The following is an 18808-nucleotide window of genomic DNA, read 5'->3' as shown; positions in this document are numbered from 1 at the left end:
TCACTCCGAGAAGACGACGCATTTTTGGCTGCTCGCGGGACCCGTCGTACCGGAACGGTTGACGCTGACGGTGATGCAGACACGGTCTCCCGGCTGCGCGTCGACCACGAAGGATGGCGCCTTCTGCGGACTGAGCGTCCCATCCGGCGTCGTGATCTGGTACAGGTCGTCCGCGGCGATTCCCGGGTCCTCCCAGCTGAACTCGATCGAGTCCTCGGACTGACTGGCCTGAATGCCCTGGACAGTCGGAATCGTCGAGGTCCCGGACTGGATGAGCACGAACGTCGCCGTGATGCCGAGAGCGAGCACCAGGAGTGCGATGACCACCATGCCCCAGGCCAGGAGCTTGATGCCCTTAGGGTGCGTGACGATGCGGGATACGGTGCTTGCCCCGCCCTCCGTCGGACGGTGAACGGTTCCGATGGGTGCGAAGCTCGCATCCTGGCGCGATCGACGACGTCGGCGCTTGCCGCTTCCGGTCACCGCGCCGGCAACCCCGCGAACCCGAGTGCGGTCTTCAAGATCGGCGACGGTCGCGAGCGCCCAATCATCCATCGCGACCTCGATCGGTGTCTGCGCGAGCCCGAGTTCCGTCTCGATCGACTGCAACTCGCGCACCACCTCGAGCACGCTGTCCGGCCGGGAGGCCGGGTTCCGCGACATGGCCCTCTTGAGGATGCGCTCGATGCTGGCAGGAACATCCGGCCGGCCGATCGGTTGCATTTTCGCCTGGCTGATCCGGTTGATGAGGTCGGTGGACTTGTTCGGCGACCCCGGCACCTCGAACGGCGATCTGCCGGCCAGCAACGAGTACACGGTCGCCGCGAACGACCAGACTTCGCTCTGCACCGTTCCGGGCGTCTCATCCAGCAGCACCTCGGGGGCGGTCCACGGTATGGACATCCCCACCGACTCCTGGTTCTCGGCCTCGCTCAGCGTCGCTGCGATGCCGAAGTCGGACAACACCGGATGCCCGTAGGCGGTCAGGAGAATATTGGACGGCTTGATGTCGCGATGGAGCACCCCGGCGCGATGAGCGGTCTCGACCGCGCTTCCGATCTTGACCGCGATCTTCAGCACTTCGGGAACCGGAACCCGCTCTCGGCGATAGCGCTCGCTCAGGGCGGAAGAGCACATCTCCATCACCAGGTACGGGCGTCCGTCCGATGAGACGCTCGCCTGGTACACCGTGAGGATGGAGGGATGAGCGCTCAACTGGGCCATCAGGTTCGCTTCGGCCTGGAACATCTGGCGCACCTGGTCGTTGACGATCTCGCTGAGCATCACCTTGACTGCCACCTGGCGCCTGGGCATGTTCTGCTCGTACAGGAAGACGTCGGCGAATCCGCCGGATCCGAGAATGTGGATGTGCGAGAACCCGGGCAACACGGGAGGCTGCGACGGCAGTCTTCTGACCATGTTCCCCCCAGAGTTACTCTCTCGTTCCGGCCGCCTCAACAGACAGCGCGATTGACGCTGTGCAATCGCCCCCGTCGCCCTTCATTCTAAGCATCGCGCATCGCCATATAGCGGATGTTCACCAACACCGCAGGGTATCCCTCACCCCCCAATCTGGGGACATGGACAGCCGGAATCATGCCAGCAAAGAGTGGGTCACTCGTCGTCGCCGGTCGGACCTTCGACCACATCGACGATGAGCACCGTCACATTATCGCGACCGCCGGCGGCCAGGGCGGCGTCGACGAGCAGCGACGCGGTCCGGTCCGGGGGGTGTCCAGCCGCCAGGTGCTGTTCCAATTGCTCGAAGGCAACCTCTTTGGTCAAGCCGTCGGAGCACAGAAGCAACCGCATGCCCTTGCGCAGCGGGATCAGCCAGTAATCGGTGACCGGATCGGCGTTGAACCCGACCGCACGCGTGATGATGTTGCTGTCGGGATGCTGTTCAGCCTCGCCCGCGCTGATCATGCCCGCATCGACGAGTTCCTGGACGACCGAGTGATCCACGGTCACCTGGTTCAACTTCCGGTTCTCACTGAGATAGACCCGGGAGTCGCCGACGTTGAAGATGGCCCAGTGCGGCACTCCCCCCTTCGCCATCAGCGCCGCGCCGGTCACTGTCGTGCCAACGCCGAGGTGCGAATGATCGGCTGCGAGGGAGATGTCGCCGGTGGCGGCTTTCAGCGCAGCGTCGATGATCTCTGCGGTGGTGACCTCACCCTCCGCAGCCTCGCCGAGCCGCGTGACAACCGCCTTGCTTGCCACGTCTCCGGCTGAGTGGCCCCCCATACCGTCGGCGACGGCGAAGATCGGCGGCTTCGCCACCAGGCTGTCCTCGTTGTGCCTGCGCCGGTAGCCGGTGTGGGTGTCGAGCCCCCAGGACAGCACCGCCGGACGCTCTGCACCCGGCACCTTGACGGTGTGGTTGGTCGTACTCTGTCCGATCACGGTCACGAGTGTGTTGCTCCAGGGTGGGGATCGGGCGGGTAGGACCGCCTCAGTGAATGGATTTCGATCACGTTGCCATCGCCGATTTCTATCACGGACCCCGGAGTGACGACGACGGATTCGCTTTGGCGTAACCGGATCGGTGCTGAGCCCGGCTGCCGCACCTGGGTTCCGTTCGTCGACCCCAGGTCGGTCGCGATCACCACGGTACCCACCTGGCGCAGTTCGAGGTGGGTGCTGGAAACCTCGCCGAGCGGTGACGGGACGCGCACCAGGCGCGGAGTGCTGCCGGTCGTGATCCGCGGAGCGCTCGGCTTGCGGCCAAGGTACGCCGGCCGGTCGAGTCCGATCGGCTGGTGCGAATTGACGACGAAGCCGTAATCGGCCGAACCGTGCCGTGGCTCTGAGCCGAGAGACGAGGATCGGTCGACCCCCTCCTGGGCGGGATGTCGCATCCGCACAAAGGTGTCGCTCTCGTCGGGAAGGCGATGGTCCAGCGGGCGCGGTGGCTTGATGACGGTGTCATCAAGATCTTGCTCCACAGGGCAAGCCTAGCGACAGTGCCGGAGTATCCGGCCGGATTATGCCCCGATGAACGACATGACGTGCTTGATGCGGGTGTAGTCCTCGAAGCCGTATTGGGACAGGTCCTTGCCGTAACCCGAATGCTTGAACCCACCGTGGGGCATTTCGGCAACGATGGGGATATGGGTGTTGATCCACACGCATCCGAAGTCCAGGTTCTTGGCGCAGCGCATGGCACGACCGTGGTCGCGGGTCCAGACCGACGACGCCAATCCGTATTGAACGTCGTTCGCCCAGGCGAGCGCTTGTGCTTCGTCGCTGAACTTCTGCACGGTGATCACCGGCCCGAAGATCTCGTTCTGCACTGCGTTGTCGTCCTGCCGCAGGTTGGAGACGATGGTGGCCTCCAGGTAGTACCCGTTCGTGCCCTGTCGTTTTCCGCCCAGCTCCAGGTTGGCGTGGTCGGGAAGGGCGTCGATCATTCCGGAGACACGCTCGAATTGCCCGGCATTGTTGAGTGGACCGAACAGAATGCCGGAGTCGCCGGGCGCCCCGGTCTTCGCGTTGTCACGCGCGTAGGCAGCGAGCGCCGCCACGAACTCGTCGTGGATGCCCTCCTGCACGAGCAGCCGGGTTGCCGCGGTGCAGTCCTGTCCGGCGTTGAAGTATCCGGCCGCCGTGATGCCTTCCACAGCCTTCTGGATGTCGGCATCCTCGAAGACGATGACCGGGGCCTTGCCTCCCAGCTCAAGATGCACCCTTTTCAGATCGGCCGACGCCGCCCTCGCCACCTCCATGCCGGCTCGCACGGAGCCCGTGATCGAAACCAGCTGCGGCGTCTTGTGCTCGATCATCGCGGCACCGGTCGTGCGGTCGCCGGTGATCACGTTCAGCACGCCTGGCGGCAGGAACTCGGCGGCGACCTCGGCGAGCAGCAGAGTGGACAGCGGGGTGGTGTCGCTCGGCTTGAGCACGGTGGTGTTCCCGGCCGCGAGCGCGGGGGCGAACTTCCATACGGCCATGTTCAGCGGATAGTTCCAGGGGGTCACCTGCCCGACAACACCGATCGGTTCTCGCCGGATGAAGGAGGTGTGGTCTTTCAGGTACTCACCGGCGGACTTGCCCTCGAGGTTGCGCGCCGCCCCGGCGAAGAAGCGGATCTGGTCGACCGACAGCATGATCTCGTCGTCGACCAGGGTGGCGCGTGGCTTCCCGGTGTCCTGGGATTCGGCATCCGCGAATTCCTCTGCCCGGGCCTGGATCGCATCCGCTATCCGGAACAGGGCGAGCTGGCGCTCGGAAGGCGTGGTCTCGCGCCACCCGTCGAATGCCGCCTCAGCGGCACGGTAGGCGTTGTCGACGTCGGCGGCATTCGACACCGGCGAGGACGCATAGACCTGCTCGGTGGCCGGATCGATGACGGGGAAAGAAGAATCGGACGTGGAATCGACGTAGTCGCCGCCCACGAAGTTCTGGAGTTCGCGTTCGCTCATCCATCCACGATAGCCAGCTTGTACTCGCGGCGCACTACCGCGACCACTGATTTCGTTGAATATCAGCTGTGAGCGTGCGGAATCACTTGTCTGAATATCATTTCACTGACAGAATCGGAATATGACACCGGTTCCCAAGGCCAAGCACAATCAGCTGGACGATATCTCGAAAGCGATCATCGAACAGCTGCAGGTGGATGGCCGACGGTCGTACGCCGAAATCGGCAAGGCGGTCGGGCTGAGCGAAGCCGCAGTACGCCAACGCGTGCAGCGACTCACCGAATCCGGGGTCATGCAGGTGGTCGCGGTAACCGACCCGATGCAGCTGGGCTTCTATCGACAGGCGATGGTCGGTATCCGCGTATCCGGAGACACGACCGACGTCATCGAACGCCTGGCACGCATCCCGGCGGTGGACTACCTGGTGATGACGGCAGGCAACTTCGACGTCCTCGCCGAGGTGGTGTGCGAAGACGACGAGCACCTCATTGACCTGCTCAACAAGGAAATCCGCGGGATACCGGGCGTGCAATCGACCGAAACGTTCGTTTACCTGAAACTCGAGAAACAGTTCTACAACTGGGGAACACGATAACCATGACAATCACAGAACAAGCAGTCACCCCGTCCGGTAGCGACGCCACGGATGCGGTACTCCAGCAGAAGGCGAAAGACCACCTCTGGATGGCAATGTCCAGGCAGTCCGTCATGGAAGACGGCCACGGCGTTCCCATCATCGTGCGCGGTGAAGGCCACCACGTCTGGGACAGCCGGGGCAAGAAGTACTTCGACGGGCTCAGCGGCCTCTTCGTCGTCAACGTGGGACATGGCCGCAAACGCCTCGCCGAGGCGGCAGCCAGGCAGGCGGAGCAGCTGGCGTTCTTCCCCACCTGGTCGTACGCGCATCCGACCGCCATCGAACTCGCCGACCGGTTGGCCGCGGAGGCCCCCGGCGACCTGAACCGCGTGTTCTTCTCCTCGGGCGGCGGTGAAGCCAACGAGACCGCGTTCAAGCTGGCGAAGTACTTCTGGAAGCTCCAGGGCAGGCCCACCAAGCACAAGGTCATCTCCCGCGCGATCGCCTATCACGGCACGCCACAGGGAGCGCTGGCGATCACCGGCATTCCCGGGATGAAGGAGATGTTCGAACCAGTTACCCCCGGAGGCTTCCGGGTGCCGAACACGAACTACTACCGCGCCGCCGAGATGGGGTTCGACACCTCGAGTGACAAGGGCTCGCTCGAGCACTTCGGGCTGTGGGCGGCCAACCGCATCGAAGAGATGATCCTGTTCGAAGGCCCGGAGACGGTCGCCGCGGTGTTCCTGGAGCCGGTGCAGAACAGCGGCGGATGCTTCCCACCGCCCCCCGGCTACTTCCAGCGCGTTCGCGAGATCTGCGACAAGTACGACGTACTGCTCGTCGCTGACGAGGTCATCACCGGGTTCGGCCGCATCGGCAACACGTTCGCGTCGACGACCTACGGGTTCGTTCCGGACATGATCACCTGCGCGAAGGGACTCACCAGCGGCTACTCCCCCGCCGGCGCGACCATCATCAATGAGCGGATCTACGAGCCGTTCAAGCACGGCGACACGACGTTCTACCACGGCTACACCTGGGGCGGGCATCCGGTGTCGTCTGCCGTCGCGCTCGAGAACCTCGACATCATGGCCGAGGAAAAGCTGAACGAACGGGTTCGCGAGAACTCGCCGATCTTCCGGGCGACCCTCGAGAAGCTGCTCGACCTGCCGATCGTCGGAGACGTGCGCGGTGACGGTTACTTCTTCGGTATCGAACTCGTCAAGGACAAGGCGACCAAGGAGACCTTCACCGACGAGGAATCGGAGCGCCTGCTCCGCGGCTTCCTGTCGAAGGCCCTCTACGACGCCGGCCTGTACTGCCGGGCGGATGACCGTGGAGACCCCGTGATCCAGCTGGCGCCACCACTGACCATCGGGCCGGCCGAATTCGACGAGATCGAAGGCATCCTGCGCGGTGTGCTGACCGAGGCGTGGTCCCGGCTCTGACCGAGGCACGCAGCGTGGGTGACCAGTACCGGTCACTGTCGTATTGGCATGACACCGTGCCGGGCGACCTGTCGCCGCGCACCCCGTTACCTGGTGACCTCACCGCCGACATAGCGATCGTCGGCGGTGGGCTCACCGGGCTGTGGACCGCCTACTACCTGGCCAGGCGTGACCCATCGCTGAACATCGTCATCCTGGAGAAGGAGATCGCCGGTTTCGGGGCGTCCGGCCGCAACGGCGGTTGGTGTTCCGCGCTGTTCCCGACCTCGACAACGGGACTGGAACGCCGCCACGGCCGAGACGCTGCCATCCGGATGCGGCGGGCGATGGTGGAGACGGTCGATGAGGTCGGCCGGGTCACCGCCGAGAACGGCATCGACTGCGACTTCGCCCGAGGTGGCACGCTGACCTTCGTGCACTCGGACGCCCAGCGCACCCGCGCCGAGGCCGACATCGCGGAAGCATCTGCGTATGGCGTCGACCTGCTCAGCTGGTCCGAAAACCGCGACTACGTGCTCGACCCAGCCTGTGCACGCCTGCACCCCGCCAAACTCGTCCGCGGCCTCGCGAGCGTGGTCGAACGGCTCGGCGTGACCATCTACGAGCAGACCGAAGTACTCGACTACTCACCGCACGCGGTGGTCACCACCCGGGGAACTGTTCGCTGCACTACGGTCGTGATCGCAACCGAAGGCTACGGCGCCTCCCTTCCCAAGACACACCGACGGGTACTGCCGCTCTACTCGCTGATGATCGCGACTGAACCCCTGACCGACGAGGCCTGGTCTGAGATCGGAATCGAACACGGCCAGACCTTCGCCGACTATCGGCACCTGCTGGTCTACGGGCAGCGCACGGCCGACAACCGGTTCGCCTTCGGTGGGAGGGGTGCCCGGTACCACTGGGGCAGCAGCATCCGCCCGGAATACGACCGGGCACTCCGGGTCTTCGAACACCTGCGGAAGACGCTTATCGAGTTCTTCCCGCAGACGGCGGATGCTGCGATCACCCACACCTGGGGCGGCCCCCTGGGAGTACCACGTGACTGGCATGCCACCGTCGGCTACGAGCCGGAACGGGGACTCGCCTGGGCGGGCGGCTACGTCGGGGACGGGCTCAGCACCACGAACCTGGCCGGGCGCACCCTGGCAGACCTCATCACCGAAACAGAGTCCGACCTCACCCGACTGCCCTGGGTCGGCCACAACTCACCAGCGTGGGAACCGGAGCCGCTGCGCTTCATCGGCTCCAACCTCGGCCTGCTCGCCATGACCATCGCCGACACCGAAGAGAAGCTGACCAGGCGGCCATCCATCGCCGCGATGGTCATGGCGCCTCTCACCGGGCATTGAGCGCGCCCGTCGTGCGCGTCGGGCGTCGGTGCGGCTTGGTATCCTGTAAATCGGCGTAGAGGCGAGGGGCACCGGTGACACTGTTCGAGTCCGAGCCGTTGCTTCCTGTGCGGAAAGGTCGCCGCAAGCGTGCCCGGCGTGCCATGGTCGCCAGCGGGCTCTCCACCGTACTGGCGATCGCTGCGGTGTTCGGCGGAATCTACCTGGTGCAGCATCCGCAACCCATCATCGATCAGGTGACCGTCTGGCAGTATGAGCCGACCCCGGTCGTCGAAGGGCACGTCGAGCGCCTCGGACTCACTGAGCACGGCACATTCCTCTACTACGCCAGCAGGCCGAGCATCGAGTCATCGATGGCGTTCGCCGAGTCCTGCCCAACGCACGAGGGCGAAGACGGTTTCGGCATTCTCGGCTGCTACCTGCCGTCGAACAAGACCATCTACCTCTACGACGTCACCGATGAGCGACTGGACGGTACGGAGGAGATCACTGCAGCGCACGAGATGCTCCATGCCGCCTGGGACCGGATGGGAGCCGACGAACGAGCACGGCTCGGGGCACTCCTCGAGGCGGAGTATGAGAAGCACAGCAGCGATGCGGCCTTCAGCGAGCGGATGGCCATCTACGCGCGGATCGAGCCGGGAGAGCACGCCAACGAGTTGCATTCCATCCTGGGAACGGAAGTCGCCGAGCTCGGAACTGAGTTGGAGGAGTACTACGCCCAGTACTTCACCGACCGCGCAGCCGTGACCGCGCTGCACGCGTCGGCCAATGCGGTATTCGTCGAGCTGAAGGCGCGCACCGACCAGCTGGTCGCCGAAATGGATGCACTCCGCGCCGAAATCGAGGCCGACTACGCCAGGTATACAGCCGGCACCGATGCGCTGAACCGGGACGTGGAGGATTTCAACTCGCGCACGCGGGCGAACAGCCCGGAAGAGTTCCGGCAGTTGCAGGCAGAGCGCGAGGAGTTGATGCGCCGGAAAGCCGAGCTGGACAGCCTTTACGCCTCCGTGCAGGAACGCTCCGACCGGTTCGACGCCATGATGATCGAACTTGAGGGCTTGAACGAGGTGAGCGCCGACCTGCAGCGGGGCCTCAACATCGGCGGCGAGGCCAGCGTGGAAGAGGCCGGTTAGGGCGCGCCCGCCCCGAAAGCGGCGCGTCGCATCCGCTCGCGCAGGGTGCGCACCGATCGGTGGGCCGCTAGCAGATATGCACCGGCGCCCCGCGGATCGGACCGCGCCGCTTTCCACGCGCCGCGGATCCGTACGCGCGCCAGCGATGCGTGCGCACCAGCAACCGCTGAGCCTCCCCTGAAAACAGCTACACCTCGTCGGTCACCGGCCCCGCGAACTGGGCCTCGTAGAGGCGTGCGTACGCGCCATCCGCCTCCAGCAGTTCCGTGTGGGTGCCCTGCTCGACGATCTGCCCGGCCTCCATCACCAGGATCAGGTCCGAGTCACGAATAGTCGACAACCGGTGAGCGATGACGAAACTGGTGCGATCGGACCTCAGCGCCGACATGGCCCGCTGCACCAGCACCTCGGTGCGGGTGTCCACCGAACTGGTCGCCTCATCCAGGATGAGCACACTCGGCTTCGCCAGGAACGCCCGCGCAATCGTGAGCAACTGCTTCTCGCCGGCGCTCACATTCGAGGCCTCCTCGTCGAGCACCGTGTCGTAGCCGTCCGGCAGGGAGTGCACGAACCGGTCGACATAGGTGGCCCTCGCCGCGTCCAGAATCTCCTCCTCCGTGGCATCCGTGCGACCGTAGGCGATGTTGTCCCTGATCGTCCCACCGAACAGCCAGGTGTCCTGCAGCACCATTCCCATGCGCGACCGCAGGTCGTCACGGGTCATCGACGCCACGTCGACGCCATCGAGGGTGATGCGCCCGGAGTCGAGCTCGTAGAAGCGCATCATCAGGTTCACCAGCGTGGTCTTGCCCGCGCCGGTCGGACCGACGATGGCGATGGTCTGACCGGGCTCCGCCACCAGGTTCACCGACTCGATCAACGGGACATCCGGCTGGTACCGGAACGACACGTCCTCGAAGACCAGCCGTCCGCGCGTCACGCCGACTGACTGGGCGGGCGAGACATCCGGTGACTGCTCCTCGGCATCCATCAGGTCGAAGACACGCTCAGCGGATGCGACACCTGACTGCACCAGGTTGGCCATGCTTCCCAGCTGGGTGAGCGGCTGCGTGAACTGCCGGGAGTACTGGATGAACGCCTGCACGTCACCGAGCCGCATCGAACCATTCGCGACCTGCAGGCCGCCGACCACGGCAATCGCAACGTAAACCAGGTTTCCGACGAACATCATCGCCGGCATGATGATGCCGGACACGAACTGGGCACCGAAACTGGCCGCGAAGAGTTCCTCGTTCTTGTCCGCGAACACCTTCGACACTTCCCGCTGGCGACCGAACACCTTCACCAGGGCGTGCCCGGTGAAATTCTCCTCGATCTGCGAGTTCAGTTCGCCGGTGTGCTTCCACTGCGCCACGAACAGTTTCTGCGAACGCTTGGCGATCAGCCCGGTGATGAGCACGGTGAGCGGAATCGTGACCAGGGCGATCACCGTCAGCAATGGAGACACGATGAACATCATCACGATGACACCGATCACCGTCAGCAGCGACGTCAGCATCTGACTCAGTGTCTGCTGCAGGCTCTGGGCGACGTTGTCGATGTCGTTGGTGACCCGGCTCAGCAGCTCACCCCGCTGCATCCGGTCGAAGTAGCCGAGCGGCAGCCGGTTGATCTTCGCCTCGATGTCTTCACGCAGTCGATACACGGTCCGCTGAACCACGAAGTTGAGGACGTACGCCTGCAGCCAACCGAAAACGGACGCCAGGATGTAGAGGGCGAGCACCCAGAAGAGCACGGTGCTGAGCGCCATGAAGTCGATCCCAACGCCGGGCGTGAGCTCCATCCCAGCCAGCAGGTCGGCCATCTGATTGTCGCCCTGGGCGCGCAGGCCCTCCACGATCTGCTGCTGGCTCAGGCCATCCGGCAGACCGGCAGAAATCGCGCCCTCGAAGATGAGCGTGGTCCCCTCGCCGAGGAGCTTCGGGCCGATAACCGTGAACACCACGCTGGCGACCGTGAGCAGGAACACCCAGGCCAGTGAGAGCCACTCGGGCGCCAGCTTGGAGAGCAGCCTCTTCGCCGACGGCCAGAAGTTCAGCGGCTTCTCCGGCGGGAGCATCCCGTGCGGTCCCTGCCCGCGGGCCACAGCCGGGCCACGAGTGCTCGAAACGTCGGCCTCCGGCTCTTTCCCGGAAGGAGTTTCTTCTACAGCTGTCTGGCTCATAGGGCTTCCTCGGCGCTCAGTTGCGACGACACGATCTCCGCATAGGTTTCATTGCCATCAAGCAGCTCCTGATGGGTTCCGCGACCGACGATCGCACCATCGTCGAGCACCACGATCTGGTCCGCGTCCACGATGGTTGACACGCGCTGCGCGACGATGATCATGGTGGCATCGGCAACGTTGACGCGCAGGGCCTGCCTGAGCCGGGCATCCGTCGCCGAATCCAGCGCCGAGAACGAATCATCGAAGACATAGATCTCTGCGCGTTTCACCAGCGCGCGTGCTATCGCCAGGCGCTGGCGCTGCCCGCCGGAGACGTTGGTTCCGCCCTGGGCAATGGCAGCGTCAAGTCCGCCGTCCATGGCCCCGACGAAGCTTCTCGCCTGCGCGATCTCGAGGGCCTCCCAGAGCTCGTCGTCCGTGGCATCCGGATTCCCGTAGCGGAGGTTGGTCGCAACCGTGCCGGAGAAGAGGTAAGGCTTCTGCGGTACCAGACCGATCCGGCTCCACAGCAGGTCGGGGTCCAGGTCGCGCACGTCGACACCGTCCACCAGTACCTGCCCGCCGGTTGCATCGAACAGCCGTGGCAAGAGGTTCACCAGGGAGGTCTTACCGGCGCCGGTGCTGCCGATGATGGCAACCGTCTGACCGCTGTCCACCTTGAGGTTCAGGTCGTGCAGCACCGGCTTTTCTGCGCCGGGGTAGGCGAACGATGCCCCCACCAACTCAACAGTCCCGTGTTCGACCAGCTCCGTCACCGGGTTCGCCGGCGGAACGACCGAGGTCTCGGTCTCCAGCACTTCGCCGATACGCTCGGCGCTCACCGCAGCGCGCGGGAGCATCACGGCCATGAAGGTGGCCATCATGACCGCCATCAGGATCTGCATCAGGTATTGCAGGAAGGCCATCAGCGTCCCCACCTCGATGTCGCCTTCGGCGACGCGAAGGCCGCCGAACCAGATGACGGCCACGCTGGACACATTCATCACCAGCATCACCACCGGGAACATCAGCGCGAACAGCTTCCCGACCCCGAGGGCGACATCCGTCAATTCGCGGTTCGCGGTGGCGAACCGTGCCGTCTCGTGCTTCTCCCGGACGAACGCCCGCACAACGCGAATGCCGATGAGTTGCTCCCGCAGCACCCGGTTCACCGTGTCGATGCGCTCCTGCATGATGCGGAACATCGGCACCATGCGGATGATGATGCCCCCGATCGAGAGCAACAGCACCGGAATACTGACGGCCATCAGCCAGGACAGGCCGACATCCTGCTGAAGCGCCATGATCACCCCGCCGATCGCCAGGATCGGCGCGGAAACGAAGAGCGTGCAGGTCATCAAGACGACCATCTGCACCTGCTGCACGTCGTTGGTGGTGCGGGTGATGAGCGATGGCGCCCCGAACAGCGACACCTCACGCTCGGAGAATTCGCTTACTCTCGCGAACACCGACGACCGCAGGTCACGCCCCAGCAGCATGGCAACCCGCGCGCCGAAATAGACGGCGGCGATGGCACAGGCCACCTGCAGCAGCGTGACTCCGAGCATCATGCCGCCGACGGCGATGATGTAGCCGATATCGCCCTTGGCGACACCCTGGTCGATCACGTCGGCGTTCAGGCTGGGCAGGTAGAGCGAGGCCAGCGACTGTGCCAGCTGCAGCACCCCGACCGCGACGAGCAACTGCCCATAGGGCTTCAGGTGGTTGCGGAGTATGCGAAGGAGCATCAGTTGCTTTCTGTGTGGGCGCAGGGCGCGCTTCCGGCGACGCCGTACAAGACGATCGCGCTGAGTTGCTCCGTCGTGAACTCCACCCCGTCGTTGAGTTGTGGGAACGCGGCGGAGAAGGTGATGAGGCGGATGACGTGGCCCACCTGTTCTGGCGGCCAGTTCAGCCGGGCAAGGTCCGGGGCGAGGCATTGCCCGATGATCTCGGAGTAGACCTTTCGCTGGCTTGGCATCGGCGGCCGCTCCGCACCCAGGACCGCCATGATGCGGAACACCAGGTTGAATCGCTCTCGCAGCACGTGGACGATGGCGAAGATCTTGGTCTCCAGCGGCAGGTCCGGGTCGATCGCGCGCAACGAGAACCGCATCGGCTCCGGGTCGAGGTAGTGCGCGATCGCCGCCTCGATAAGCGATTCCTTGTCGCCGAACGCCCGGTAGATCGTGCCCTCGGCAATACCGGCGGCTTCGGCCAACTGGCGGGAGGTCACGTCACGTCCGTGCGTCAGCAGCAACGGCGTGATCGCGTGAATGATCATCGCCCTGCGTTCATCGACCGGAAGCGGGCGGGCCCTGCCCGAGGGTGCCATCGACGTCGCAAGGTTCACCCGCCGAGTCTAACTGAGTGAGCGCTCACTCCCAAGTCGAGCCCTCTGCGGCGCCGGTAAACTGGTGTTTCAGTACCGAACAGTGGGGGTCGCAGGATGTCGTTAGCCGTCAAGTATGCCGAGCATGGCGATGTCGGGGTGCTCCAGGTCGTCGATGTCCCGGAACCGCAAGCGGATGCCGGACAGGTCCGGGTCGCCGTCAAGGCAGCCGGCCTCAACCCCTACGATTCCAAAGCCCGTCGCGCGGTCTATGGGGAGCGAAAACTGCCCAGTGGACAGGGGGCAGAGTTCTCCGGAATCGTCGACCAGGTCGACGACGATGTGACGGGCGTTTCGGTGGGTGATGAAGTACTGGGCTGGACCTCCTTCGCGGCCCAGGCCGAGTACGTCGTCGTCAAGGGCGAGAGGGTCGCCCCCAAGCCGGCAACGCTCGATTGGGCAGTCGCCGGTGGGATCGGCCTGGTCGGCAATACTGCACTGCGCTCCAGCCACTCCCTCGGCCTCGGTCCGAAAGACACGGTTCTCATCTCGGCTGCAGCCGGGGGCGTCGGCTTGCTTGCCGTGCAGTTCGCCAAGGCCACCGGGGCAACCGTGATCGCCACGGCCAGTCCCTCGAACCATGAGTTCCTCCGAAGCATCGGCGCCATTCCGGTCGCCTATGGTGAGGGCGAGCTGCAGCGCCTTCGTGATGCCTCGCCGCACGGTTACACCGCCATGCTCGACAACCACGGGCGCAGCAGTGTGCTTCTCGGTCTCGAGTTGGGCATCCGCCCGGAGCGCATCAACTCGATCGCTGATTCTGGTGAACTAGGCATCCAGACGGTGGGGGGCGGCGGGAAAACTGCAGAGGAACTCGCCTGGCTGGCGAACAGTGCGGCAAGCGGTGAACTGCAATTCCCCATCCTCGCAACGTTCCCGCTCTCCGAGGTGCAGGATGCCTACCGGCTGCTCGAAACCGGCCACGGTCTGGGGAAGATCGTTCTCACCGTCCCATAACCCGCACTCTGGCCTCGGCTACGCGAGTTCGCTAATCGGCCGCCGCGTCGAAGAAGCCGCCGATCTGCTCGACCTCACCGGCGTCGGGTGTCCACGCGGTCCCGGCTGCCGCATTCTGGGTGACCTGCTCGCGGCTGGTCGCACCGGCGATCACGCTGGTGAGGTTCGGCTGGGCGAGCAGCCAGGCGAAGGTCGCCTCGACCATCGTGATTCCCCGCTCCGCGCAGAAGGCCTCGTAGGCCTCCAGTGCGTCCCAGGGGGCATCTTCCAGGAGGTGGGCCTTCTGAGCGGTGATGCGAGCATCCGCCGGCTGGGAGTCACGCCGGTACTTGCCGGTGAGCAATCCATTGTAGAGGGGGAAGAACGGCAGGAAGCCGAGCCCGTACGCGCGAACGGCCGGTAGCAGGTCGAGTTCCGCATCCCGGACGATCAGGCTGTACTCGTTCTGGGCGGAGATGAACTTCGGATGCCCGTTCAGCTGGGCGGTGAACTCGGCCTCTGCAACCTGCCAGCCGGCGAGATTGGAGTGGCCGATGTAGCGGACCTTCCCCTCGGTGATGAGGTCGTCGAGTGTCGCCAGGGTCTCTTCGATCGGGGTGAGCGGGTCGGGCTGATGCAGTTGGTACAGGTCGATCCAGTCGGTCTGGAGCCGCCGCAGGGAAGCCTCAACGGCACGCCGGATGTACCGGCGGGAGCCGCGCGCCTCCCATTCCGGGCCGGCGAGCCCGTCCATCTCCATGCCGAACTTGGTGGCCAGCACCACGTCATCCCGCCTGCCGGCCAGGGAGTTGCCCATGAGCGTTTCGCTGAGCCCGCGTTCGGCGCCATAGATGTCCGCCGTATCGAAGAAGGTCACGCCGGCGTCGATGGCGGCGCTGATCACCTCATCCGTTCCCTCCTGGGTCTCGGTTCGCGTCTTCGCGCGACCGAAGTTGTTGCATCCCAGCCCGATCGTCGACACGACGAGCCCTGAGTTTCCGAGTCTGCGGTACGCCATATCAGCCATGAACCCACTCTATTCCGCCCGAAGCATCCACTACCTGCCCCCCGCCGACGCGCTCCACTGTCGCACCCCTCCTCCCCACTGTCGCCACCGGAAACTCTCTCCCCGGCCGCACCGCTCCGGCGAATCGCCGGCTGCTGCCGGCGTTAGCCTCGAGCCATGGCACAGCTCACCTCCCCCACGTACATCCGTCGAGTCGACAGCCCGATCGGGCGCCTTGAACTCACCAGCGACGGCAAGTCGATTACCTCGCTGACCATCGAGCGGAAAGGCCACCTTCCGCTGGAAGAGCTCGACGAGAACAGCAACGGCGTGCTCGATCGCGCGGTGAAGCAGTTGTCGCAGTACTTCGCCGGTAAGCGTCGCACCTTTGCCTTGCCGACAGCTCCGGGTGGCACGGACTTCCAGCGCCAGATCTGGAGTGGGCTGACAGAGGTCCCCTGGGGTGAGGCCACCACCTATGGCCAACTGGGTGCCGCAACCGGGAGGGCGACGGCCGGCCGCGCCGTCGGTGGCGCTGTCGGCGCGAACCCGTTGCCGATCATCGTGCCCTGCCATCGCGTACTCGCGTCGAACGGGAAGATCACCGGCTACAGCGGAGGGAACGGTGTGCCGACCAAGGTTTGGCTCCTCGACCACGAGGGCATCGTCCACCGGTCTTAGGCCCGCACGCAGACAGGGCAACCGCCCGGAAACCAGCCCAGGCGCAACAGGAATGGGAACGCGTGGTGCAGGCCTGTTCGGACCGGGCTCAACCGGCCAGCGAGTTCACGACTTCGAGCTGCAGTTCGCCGGGTTTGCCGGGGCCCAGAGCGTGGCCGGAGGACGTCGCCCAGTCGAGGAGCGAATCGACGTGCGGATGATCGACACCGGACAGCAGCACGGAGCGGACAAACTCGCCCTTGCCCTTCTTGTTGAAATGGTTGAGCGACCGCTTGGCGCCGTCGCTCCCCTCAGCGACCACCCGCAGGTAGAAGGAGCGTGGCCCGGACGGTGCCGGCCCGAGCGCCACGTAGGCCTCAGACCGCAGGTCGAGAATCAAGCCCTCGTAGCCGTCCAGCACCCGGGACACCGGCTCACGCCACACCTTTTTCAACGACAATGTCGGCATGCGCGAGTCGTGGGACAACCGGTACGCGGGTATCGGGTCGTCAGCGGCAACCAGCCCGAACAGGGCGGAGTGGATGGCGACATGACCGCTCGCGAAGTCCCGGGCATCCGCCGGCAACGATGAGGCGCCCAGAGCGTCGTAGAGCACACCGGTGTAGCGATCGATCGCCGGCATGGTCGGCGACGTGCGCACCACGCGATTGCGCAGAAGCTCATCACGCTGGCCAGCGCCCACCTTCAGCGCCGCCGCCATCGTGGTCAGGTTGCCCGATAGCTTGCGCAGCTCGACACTGACCGCCCGACGAGCAGCCCCGAGCTCAGGAAAGCGCAGGGACGCCAGCTCAAGAGCGGTGCCTTCCACTCCCCCGTCCCTCTTGGTCTCGGACGGGGGCAGCAGAATAAGCATCAGTCGTGCAGAGAAGGCGGAAAGCCGCCGGAGGCGCTTAGCCCTCTACCAGTGCAGCGTGACGCGCCACAATGGTGACGGTGTCGTGCTCCACCGACAGGAAGCCGTCATCGGCGTTAGCCGTCACGGTCGTGCCATCGCCCAGGGTCAGGCGGACCTCACCGGTCGACAGGATGCCCAGCATCGGTTCGTGGCCGGGAAGGATCCCGATCTCGCCCTCAGTGGTACGGGCGACGACCATCTTCACCTCGCCCGACCACACTTCGTGGTCGGCCGAGACGAGACTGACGTTGAGACCGGCCATTGCTAGCCGTTCTCCTTCTGGATCTGGGCCCACTTCTCTTCGACGTCGGAGATGGAACCGACGTTGAAGAATGCCTGCTCTGCGACGGTGTCGAAGTCACCACGGGTGATCGCGTCGAACGACTCGATGGTGTCCTTGAGCGGAACGGTCGAACCCTCGACACCGGTGAACTTCTTCGCCATGTAGGTGTTCTGCGACAGGAACTGCTGGATGCGACGTGCACGGGCAACCGTGATCTTGTCTTCCTCGGAAAGCTCATCGACACCGAGGATGGCGATGATCTCCTGAAGTTCCTTGTTCTTCTGCAGGATCTGCTTGACGTTGGTCGCCACACGGTAGTGGTCCTCACCCAGGTAGCGCGGGTCGAGGATGCGCGAAGTCGAGGTCAACGGGTCGACGGCCGGGTACAGGCCCTTCGACGCGATCTCACGGCTGAGCTCAGTCGTGGCGTCGAGGTGGGCGAAGGTGGTCGCCGGGGCCGGGTCGGTGTAGTCGTCAGCAGGAACGTAGATCGCCTGCAGCGAAGTGATCGAGTGACCACGCGTCGAGGTGATGCGCTCCTGGAGGATACCCATCTCATCCGCCAGGTTCGGCTGATAACCAACAGCAGAAGGCATGCGGCCCAGCAGGGTCGACACTTCGGAGCCGGCCTGCGTGAAGCGGAAGATGTTGTCGATGAAGAGCAGGACGTCCTGCTTCTGCACGTCACGGAAGTACTCAGCCATGGTCAGTGCAGACAGGGCGACGCGAAGACGCGTTCCCGGCGGCTCGTCCATCTGGCCGAACACGAGGGCTGTCTTGTCGAAGACACCCGCCTCTTCCATCTCGTGGATGAGGTCGTTGCCCTCACGGGTACGCTCACCGACACCGGCGAACACCGACACACCACCGTGGTTCTGGGCGACGCGCTGGATCATCTCCTGGATGAGCACGGTCTTGCCGACACCTGCACCACCGAACAGGCCGATCTTTCCACCCTGCACGTACGGGGTGAGGAGGTCGATGACCTTGATGCCGGTCTCGAACAGTTCGGTCTTCGACTCGAGCTGGTCGAACGCCGGGGGCTTGCGGTGGATCGGCCAGCGCTCGGTGATCTCGATCTTCTCGCCGGGCTTAGCGTTCAGGATCTCGCCGATGACGTTGAATACCTTGCCCTTGGTGACATCACCGACCGGGACGGTGATCTGCTCGCCGGTGTCGCGCACTTCCTGGCCACGGACGACGCCGTCGGTCGGGTTCAGTGCGATGGCACGAACCAGGTCGTCACCGAGGTGCTGTGCGACCTCGAGGGTGATCTCGTGCGATTCGCCGGCGATGGTGATCGTCAACTTCAGCGCGTTGTAGATACCGGGGATCTCATCGTGTGCGAACTCGATGTCGACGACCGGGCCGTTGACTCGGGCGACGCGACCGATTGCGGCCGGGGCAACCGGCTTCGCGGGCACAGCGGCCTTTTTGGCCGGCGCCTTGCGGGTTGCCGGCTTCTTTGAAGCTGGGGTTGTAGTAGTCATAGGGCTTCCCTGTTT

17 protein-coding genes are annotated in these 18808 nt (G+C 64.7%); 6 read left to right on the top strand and 11 right to left on the bottom strand.

Annotated features, from left to right (window positions below; all coding sequences use genetic code 11):
* From ACX3PH_RS15140 to ACX3PH_RS15125, 4 genes are all read right to left on the bottom strand, one after another.
* Entirely contained in the window at positions 1 to 1419 is a 1419-nt protein-coding gene (locus ACX3PH_RS15140; RefSeq protein WP_459093525.1) for a serine/threonine-protein kinase, read from the bottom strand.
* 195 nt (positions 1420 to 1614) lie between these two features.
* Positions 1615 to 2406, bottom strand: a complete 792-nt coding sequence (locus tag ACX3PH_RS15135) for a PP2C family protein-serine/threonine phosphatase (RefSeq protein ID WP_459093524.1) — start codon at positions 2404 to 2406, stop codon at positions 1615 to 1617.
* A 2-nt stretch (positions 2407 to 2408) separates the two neighbouring features.
* Positions 2409 to 2948: an FHA domain-containing protein gene (locus ACX3PH_RS15130; protein WP_459093523.1), complete on the bottom strand. Its 540-nt coding sequence runs from the start codon at positions 2946 to 2948 to the stop codon at positions 2409 to 2411.
* A gap of 39 nt (positions 2949 to 2987) precedes the next feature.
* The gene (locus tag ACX3PH_RS15125) at positions 2988 to 4424 is read right to left on the bottom strand and encodes a gamma-aminobutyraldehyde dehydrogenase (protein WP_459093522.1); all 1437 of its coding nucleotides are present in this window, start codon (positions 4422 to 4424) and stop codon (positions 2988 to 2990) included.
* Positions 4425 to 4545: 121 nt separating this feature from the next.
* Here ACX3PH_RS15125 and ACX3PH_RS15120 point away from each other — a divergent pair, with 121 nt between their 5' ends.
* The 4 genes from ACX3PH_RS15120 to ACX3PH_RS15105 all read left to right on the top strand — a co-directional run bounded on the left by ACX3PH_RS15120 (position 4546) and on the right by ACX3PH_RS15105 (position 8943).
* On the top strand, positions 4546 to 5019 hold the full coding sequence (locus ACX3PH_RS15120; protein WP_459093521.1) for an Lrp/AsnC family transcriptional regulator: 474 nt from the start codon (positions 4546 to 4548) through the stop codon (positions 5017 to 5019).
* A gap of 2 nt (positions 5020 to 5021) precedes the next feature.
* Positions 5022 to 6452, top strand: a complete 1431-nt coding sequence (locus ACX3PH_RS15115; protein ID WP_459093520.1) for an aspartate aminotransferase family protein — start codon at positions 5022 to 5024, stop codon at positions 6450 to 6452.
* Between the two features lie 14 nt (positions 6453 to 6466).
* Positions 6467 to 7804 carry an NAD(P)/FAD-dependent oxidoreductase gene (locus ACX3PH_RS15110; protein ID WP_459093519.1) on the top strand — a complete coding sequence of 446 codons (1338 nt, stop codon included), beginning with the start codon at positions 6467 to 6469 and terminating at the stop codon, positions 7802 to 7804.
* 74 nt (positions 7805 to 7878) lie between these two features.
* Complete coding sequence (locus ACX3PH_RS15105; RefSeq protein WP_459093518.1) at positions 7879 to 8943, top strand: hypothetical protein; 1065 nt, start codon at positions 7879 to 7881, stop codon at positions 8941 to 8943.
* A gap of 187 nt (positions 8944 to 9130) precedes the next feature.
* On the opposite strand, the gene ACX3PH_RS15100 is transcribed toward ACX3PH_RS15105, so the two are convergent.
* From ACX3PH_RS15100 to ACX3PH_RS15090, 3 genes are read right to left on the bottom strand one after another with little or no spacing between them, the layout of a single operon-like run.
* Positions 9131 to 11128, bottom strand: coding sequence for an ABC transporter ATP-binding protein (locus ACX3PH_RS15100; protein WP_459093517.1), 1998 nt, complete (start codon positions 11126 to 11128; stop codon positions 9131 to 9133).
* Positions 11125 to 12858: an ABC transporter ATP-binding protein gene (locus ACX3PH_RS15095; protein WP_459093516.1), complete on the bottom strand. Its 1734-nt coding sequence runs from the start codon at positions 12856 to 12858 to the stop codon at positions 11125 to 11127. The genes ACX3PH_RS15100 and ACX3PH_RS15095 overlap by 4 nt, the downstream gene beginning before the upstream one ends.
* Positions 12858 to 13463: a TetR/AcrR family transcriptional regulator gene (locus ACX3PH_RS15090; protein WP_459093515.1), complete on the bottom strand. Its 606-nt coding sequence runs from the start codon at positions 13461 to 13463 to the stop codon at positions 12858 to 12860. Before ACX3PH_RS15090 ends, ACX3PH_RS15095 begins: the two co-directional genes overlap by 1 nt.
* A gap of 96 nt (positions 13464 to 13559) precedes the next feature.
* Between ACX3PH_RS15090 and ACX3PH_RS15085 the strand changes: the two genes are divergently transcribed.
* Complete coding sequence (locus tag ACX3PH_RS15085) at positions 13560 to 14459, top strand: NADP-dependent oxidoreductase (RefSeq protein WP_459093514.1); 900 nt, start codon at positions 13560 to 13562, stop codon at positions 14457 to 14459.
* Positions 14460 to 14490: 31 nt separating this feature from the next.
* Here ACX3PH_RS15085 and ACX3PH_RS15080 read toward each other — a convergent pair whose 3' ends face one another.
* A complete protein-coding gene (locus ACX3PH_RS15080; protein ID WP_459093513.1) occupies positions 14491 to 15465 on the bottom strand; it encodes an aldo/keto reductase in 975 nt (324 codons plus the stop codon).
* Positions 15466 to 15621: 156 nt separating this feature from the next.
* On the opposite strand from ACX3PH_RS15080, the gene ACX3PH_RS15075 reads away from it, so the two are divergent.
* Positions 15622 to 16125: a methylated-DNA--[protein]-cysteine S-methyltransferase gene (locus ACX3PH_RS15075; protein WP_459093512.1), complete on the top strand. Its 504-nt coding sequence runs from the start codon at positions 15622 to 15624 to the stop codon at positions 16123 to 16125.
* Between the two features lie 88 nt (positions 16126 to 16213).
* On the opposite strand, the gene ACX3PH_RS15070 is transcribed toward ACX3PH_RS15075, so the two are convergent.
* From ACX3PH_RS15070 to atpD, 3 genes are read right to left on the bottom strand one after another with little or no spacing between them, the layout of a single operon-like run.
* Positions 16214 to 16978: a YaaA family protein gene (locus ACX3PH_RS15070; protein ID WP_459093511.1), complete on the bottom strand. Its 765-nt coding sequence runs from the start codon at positions 16976 to 16978 to the stop codon at positions 16214 to 16216.
* A 37-nt stretch (positions 16979 to 17015) separates the two neighbouring features.
* Positions 17016 to 17282 (bottom strand): F0F1 ATP synthase subunit epsilon, encoded by a 267-nt coding sequence (locus ACX3PH_RS15065; RefSeq protein WP_459093510.1) that lies wholly within the window; start codon positions 17280 to 17282, stop codon positions 17016 to 17018.
* A 2-nt stretch (positions 17283 to 17284) separates the two neighbouring features.
* On the bottom strand, positions 17285 to 18793 hold the full coding sequence (gene atpD, locus ACX3PH_RS15060) for a F0F1 ATP synthase subunit beta (protein ID WP_459093509.1): 1509 nt from the start codon (positions 18791 to 18793) through the stop codon (positions 17285 to 17287).
* Positions 18794 to 18808: the final 15 nt, after the last annotated feature.

The organism is Homoserinimonas sp. A520, assembly GCF_054489245.1.
Note: the sequence above shows the minus strand (reverse complement) of the source record. Positions and strands in the feature narration are given on the sequence as shown.

Bases quoted from the DNA above. Each gene is read 5' to 3' on its own strand.
- ACX3PH_RS15140 (WP_459093525.1), bottom strand. From the start codon at position 1,419: ATGGTCAGAAGACTGCCGTCGCAGCCTCCCGTGTTGCCCGGGTTCTCG.
- ACX3PH_RS15125 (WP_459093522.1), bottom strand. From the start codon at position 4,424: ATGAGCGAACGCGAACTCCAGAACTTCGTGGGCGGCGACTACGTCGAT.
- ACX3PH_RS15120 (WP_459093521.1), top strand. From the start codon at position 4,546: ATGACACCGGTTCCCAAGGCCAAGCACAATCAGCTGGACGATATCTCG.
- ACX3PH_RS15115 (WP_459093520.1), top strand. From the start codon at position 5,022: ATGACAATCACAGAACAAGCAGTCACCCCGTCCGGTAGCGACGCCACG.
- ACX3PH_RS15100 (WP_459093517.1), bottom strand. From the start codon at position 11,128: ATGAGCCAGACAGCTGTAGAAGAAACTCCTTCCGGGAAAGAGCCGGAG.
- ACX3PH_RS15095 (WP_459093516.1), bottom strand. From the start codon at position 12,858: ATGCTCCTTCGCATACTCCGCAACCACCTGAAGCCCTATGGGCAGTTG.
- ACX3PH_RS15085 (WP_459093514.1), top strand. From the start codon at position 13,560: ATGTCGTTAGCCGTCAAGTATGCCGAGCATGGCGATGTCGGGGTGCTC.
- ACX3PH_RS15080 (WP_459093513.1), bottom strand. From the start codon at position 15,465: ATGGCTGATATGGCGTACCGCAGACTCGGAAACTCAGGGCTCGTCGTG.
- ACX3PH_RS15075 (WP_459093512.1), top strand. From the start codon at position 15,622: ATGGCACAGCTCACCTCCCCCACGTACATCCGTCGAGTCGACAGCCCG.
- ACX3PH_RS15070 (WP_459093511.1), bottom strand. From the start codon at position 16,978: ATGCTTATTCTGCTGCCCCCGTCCGAGACCAAGAGGGACGGGGGAGTG.
- ACX3PH_RS15065 (WP_459093510.1), bottom strand. From the start codon at position 17,282: ATGGCCGGTCTCAACGTCAGTCTCGTCTCGGCCGACCACGAAGTGTGG.
- atpD (WP_459093509.1), bottom strand. From the start codon at position 18,793: ATGACTACTACAACCCCAGCTTCAAAGAAGCCGGCAACCCGCAAGGCG.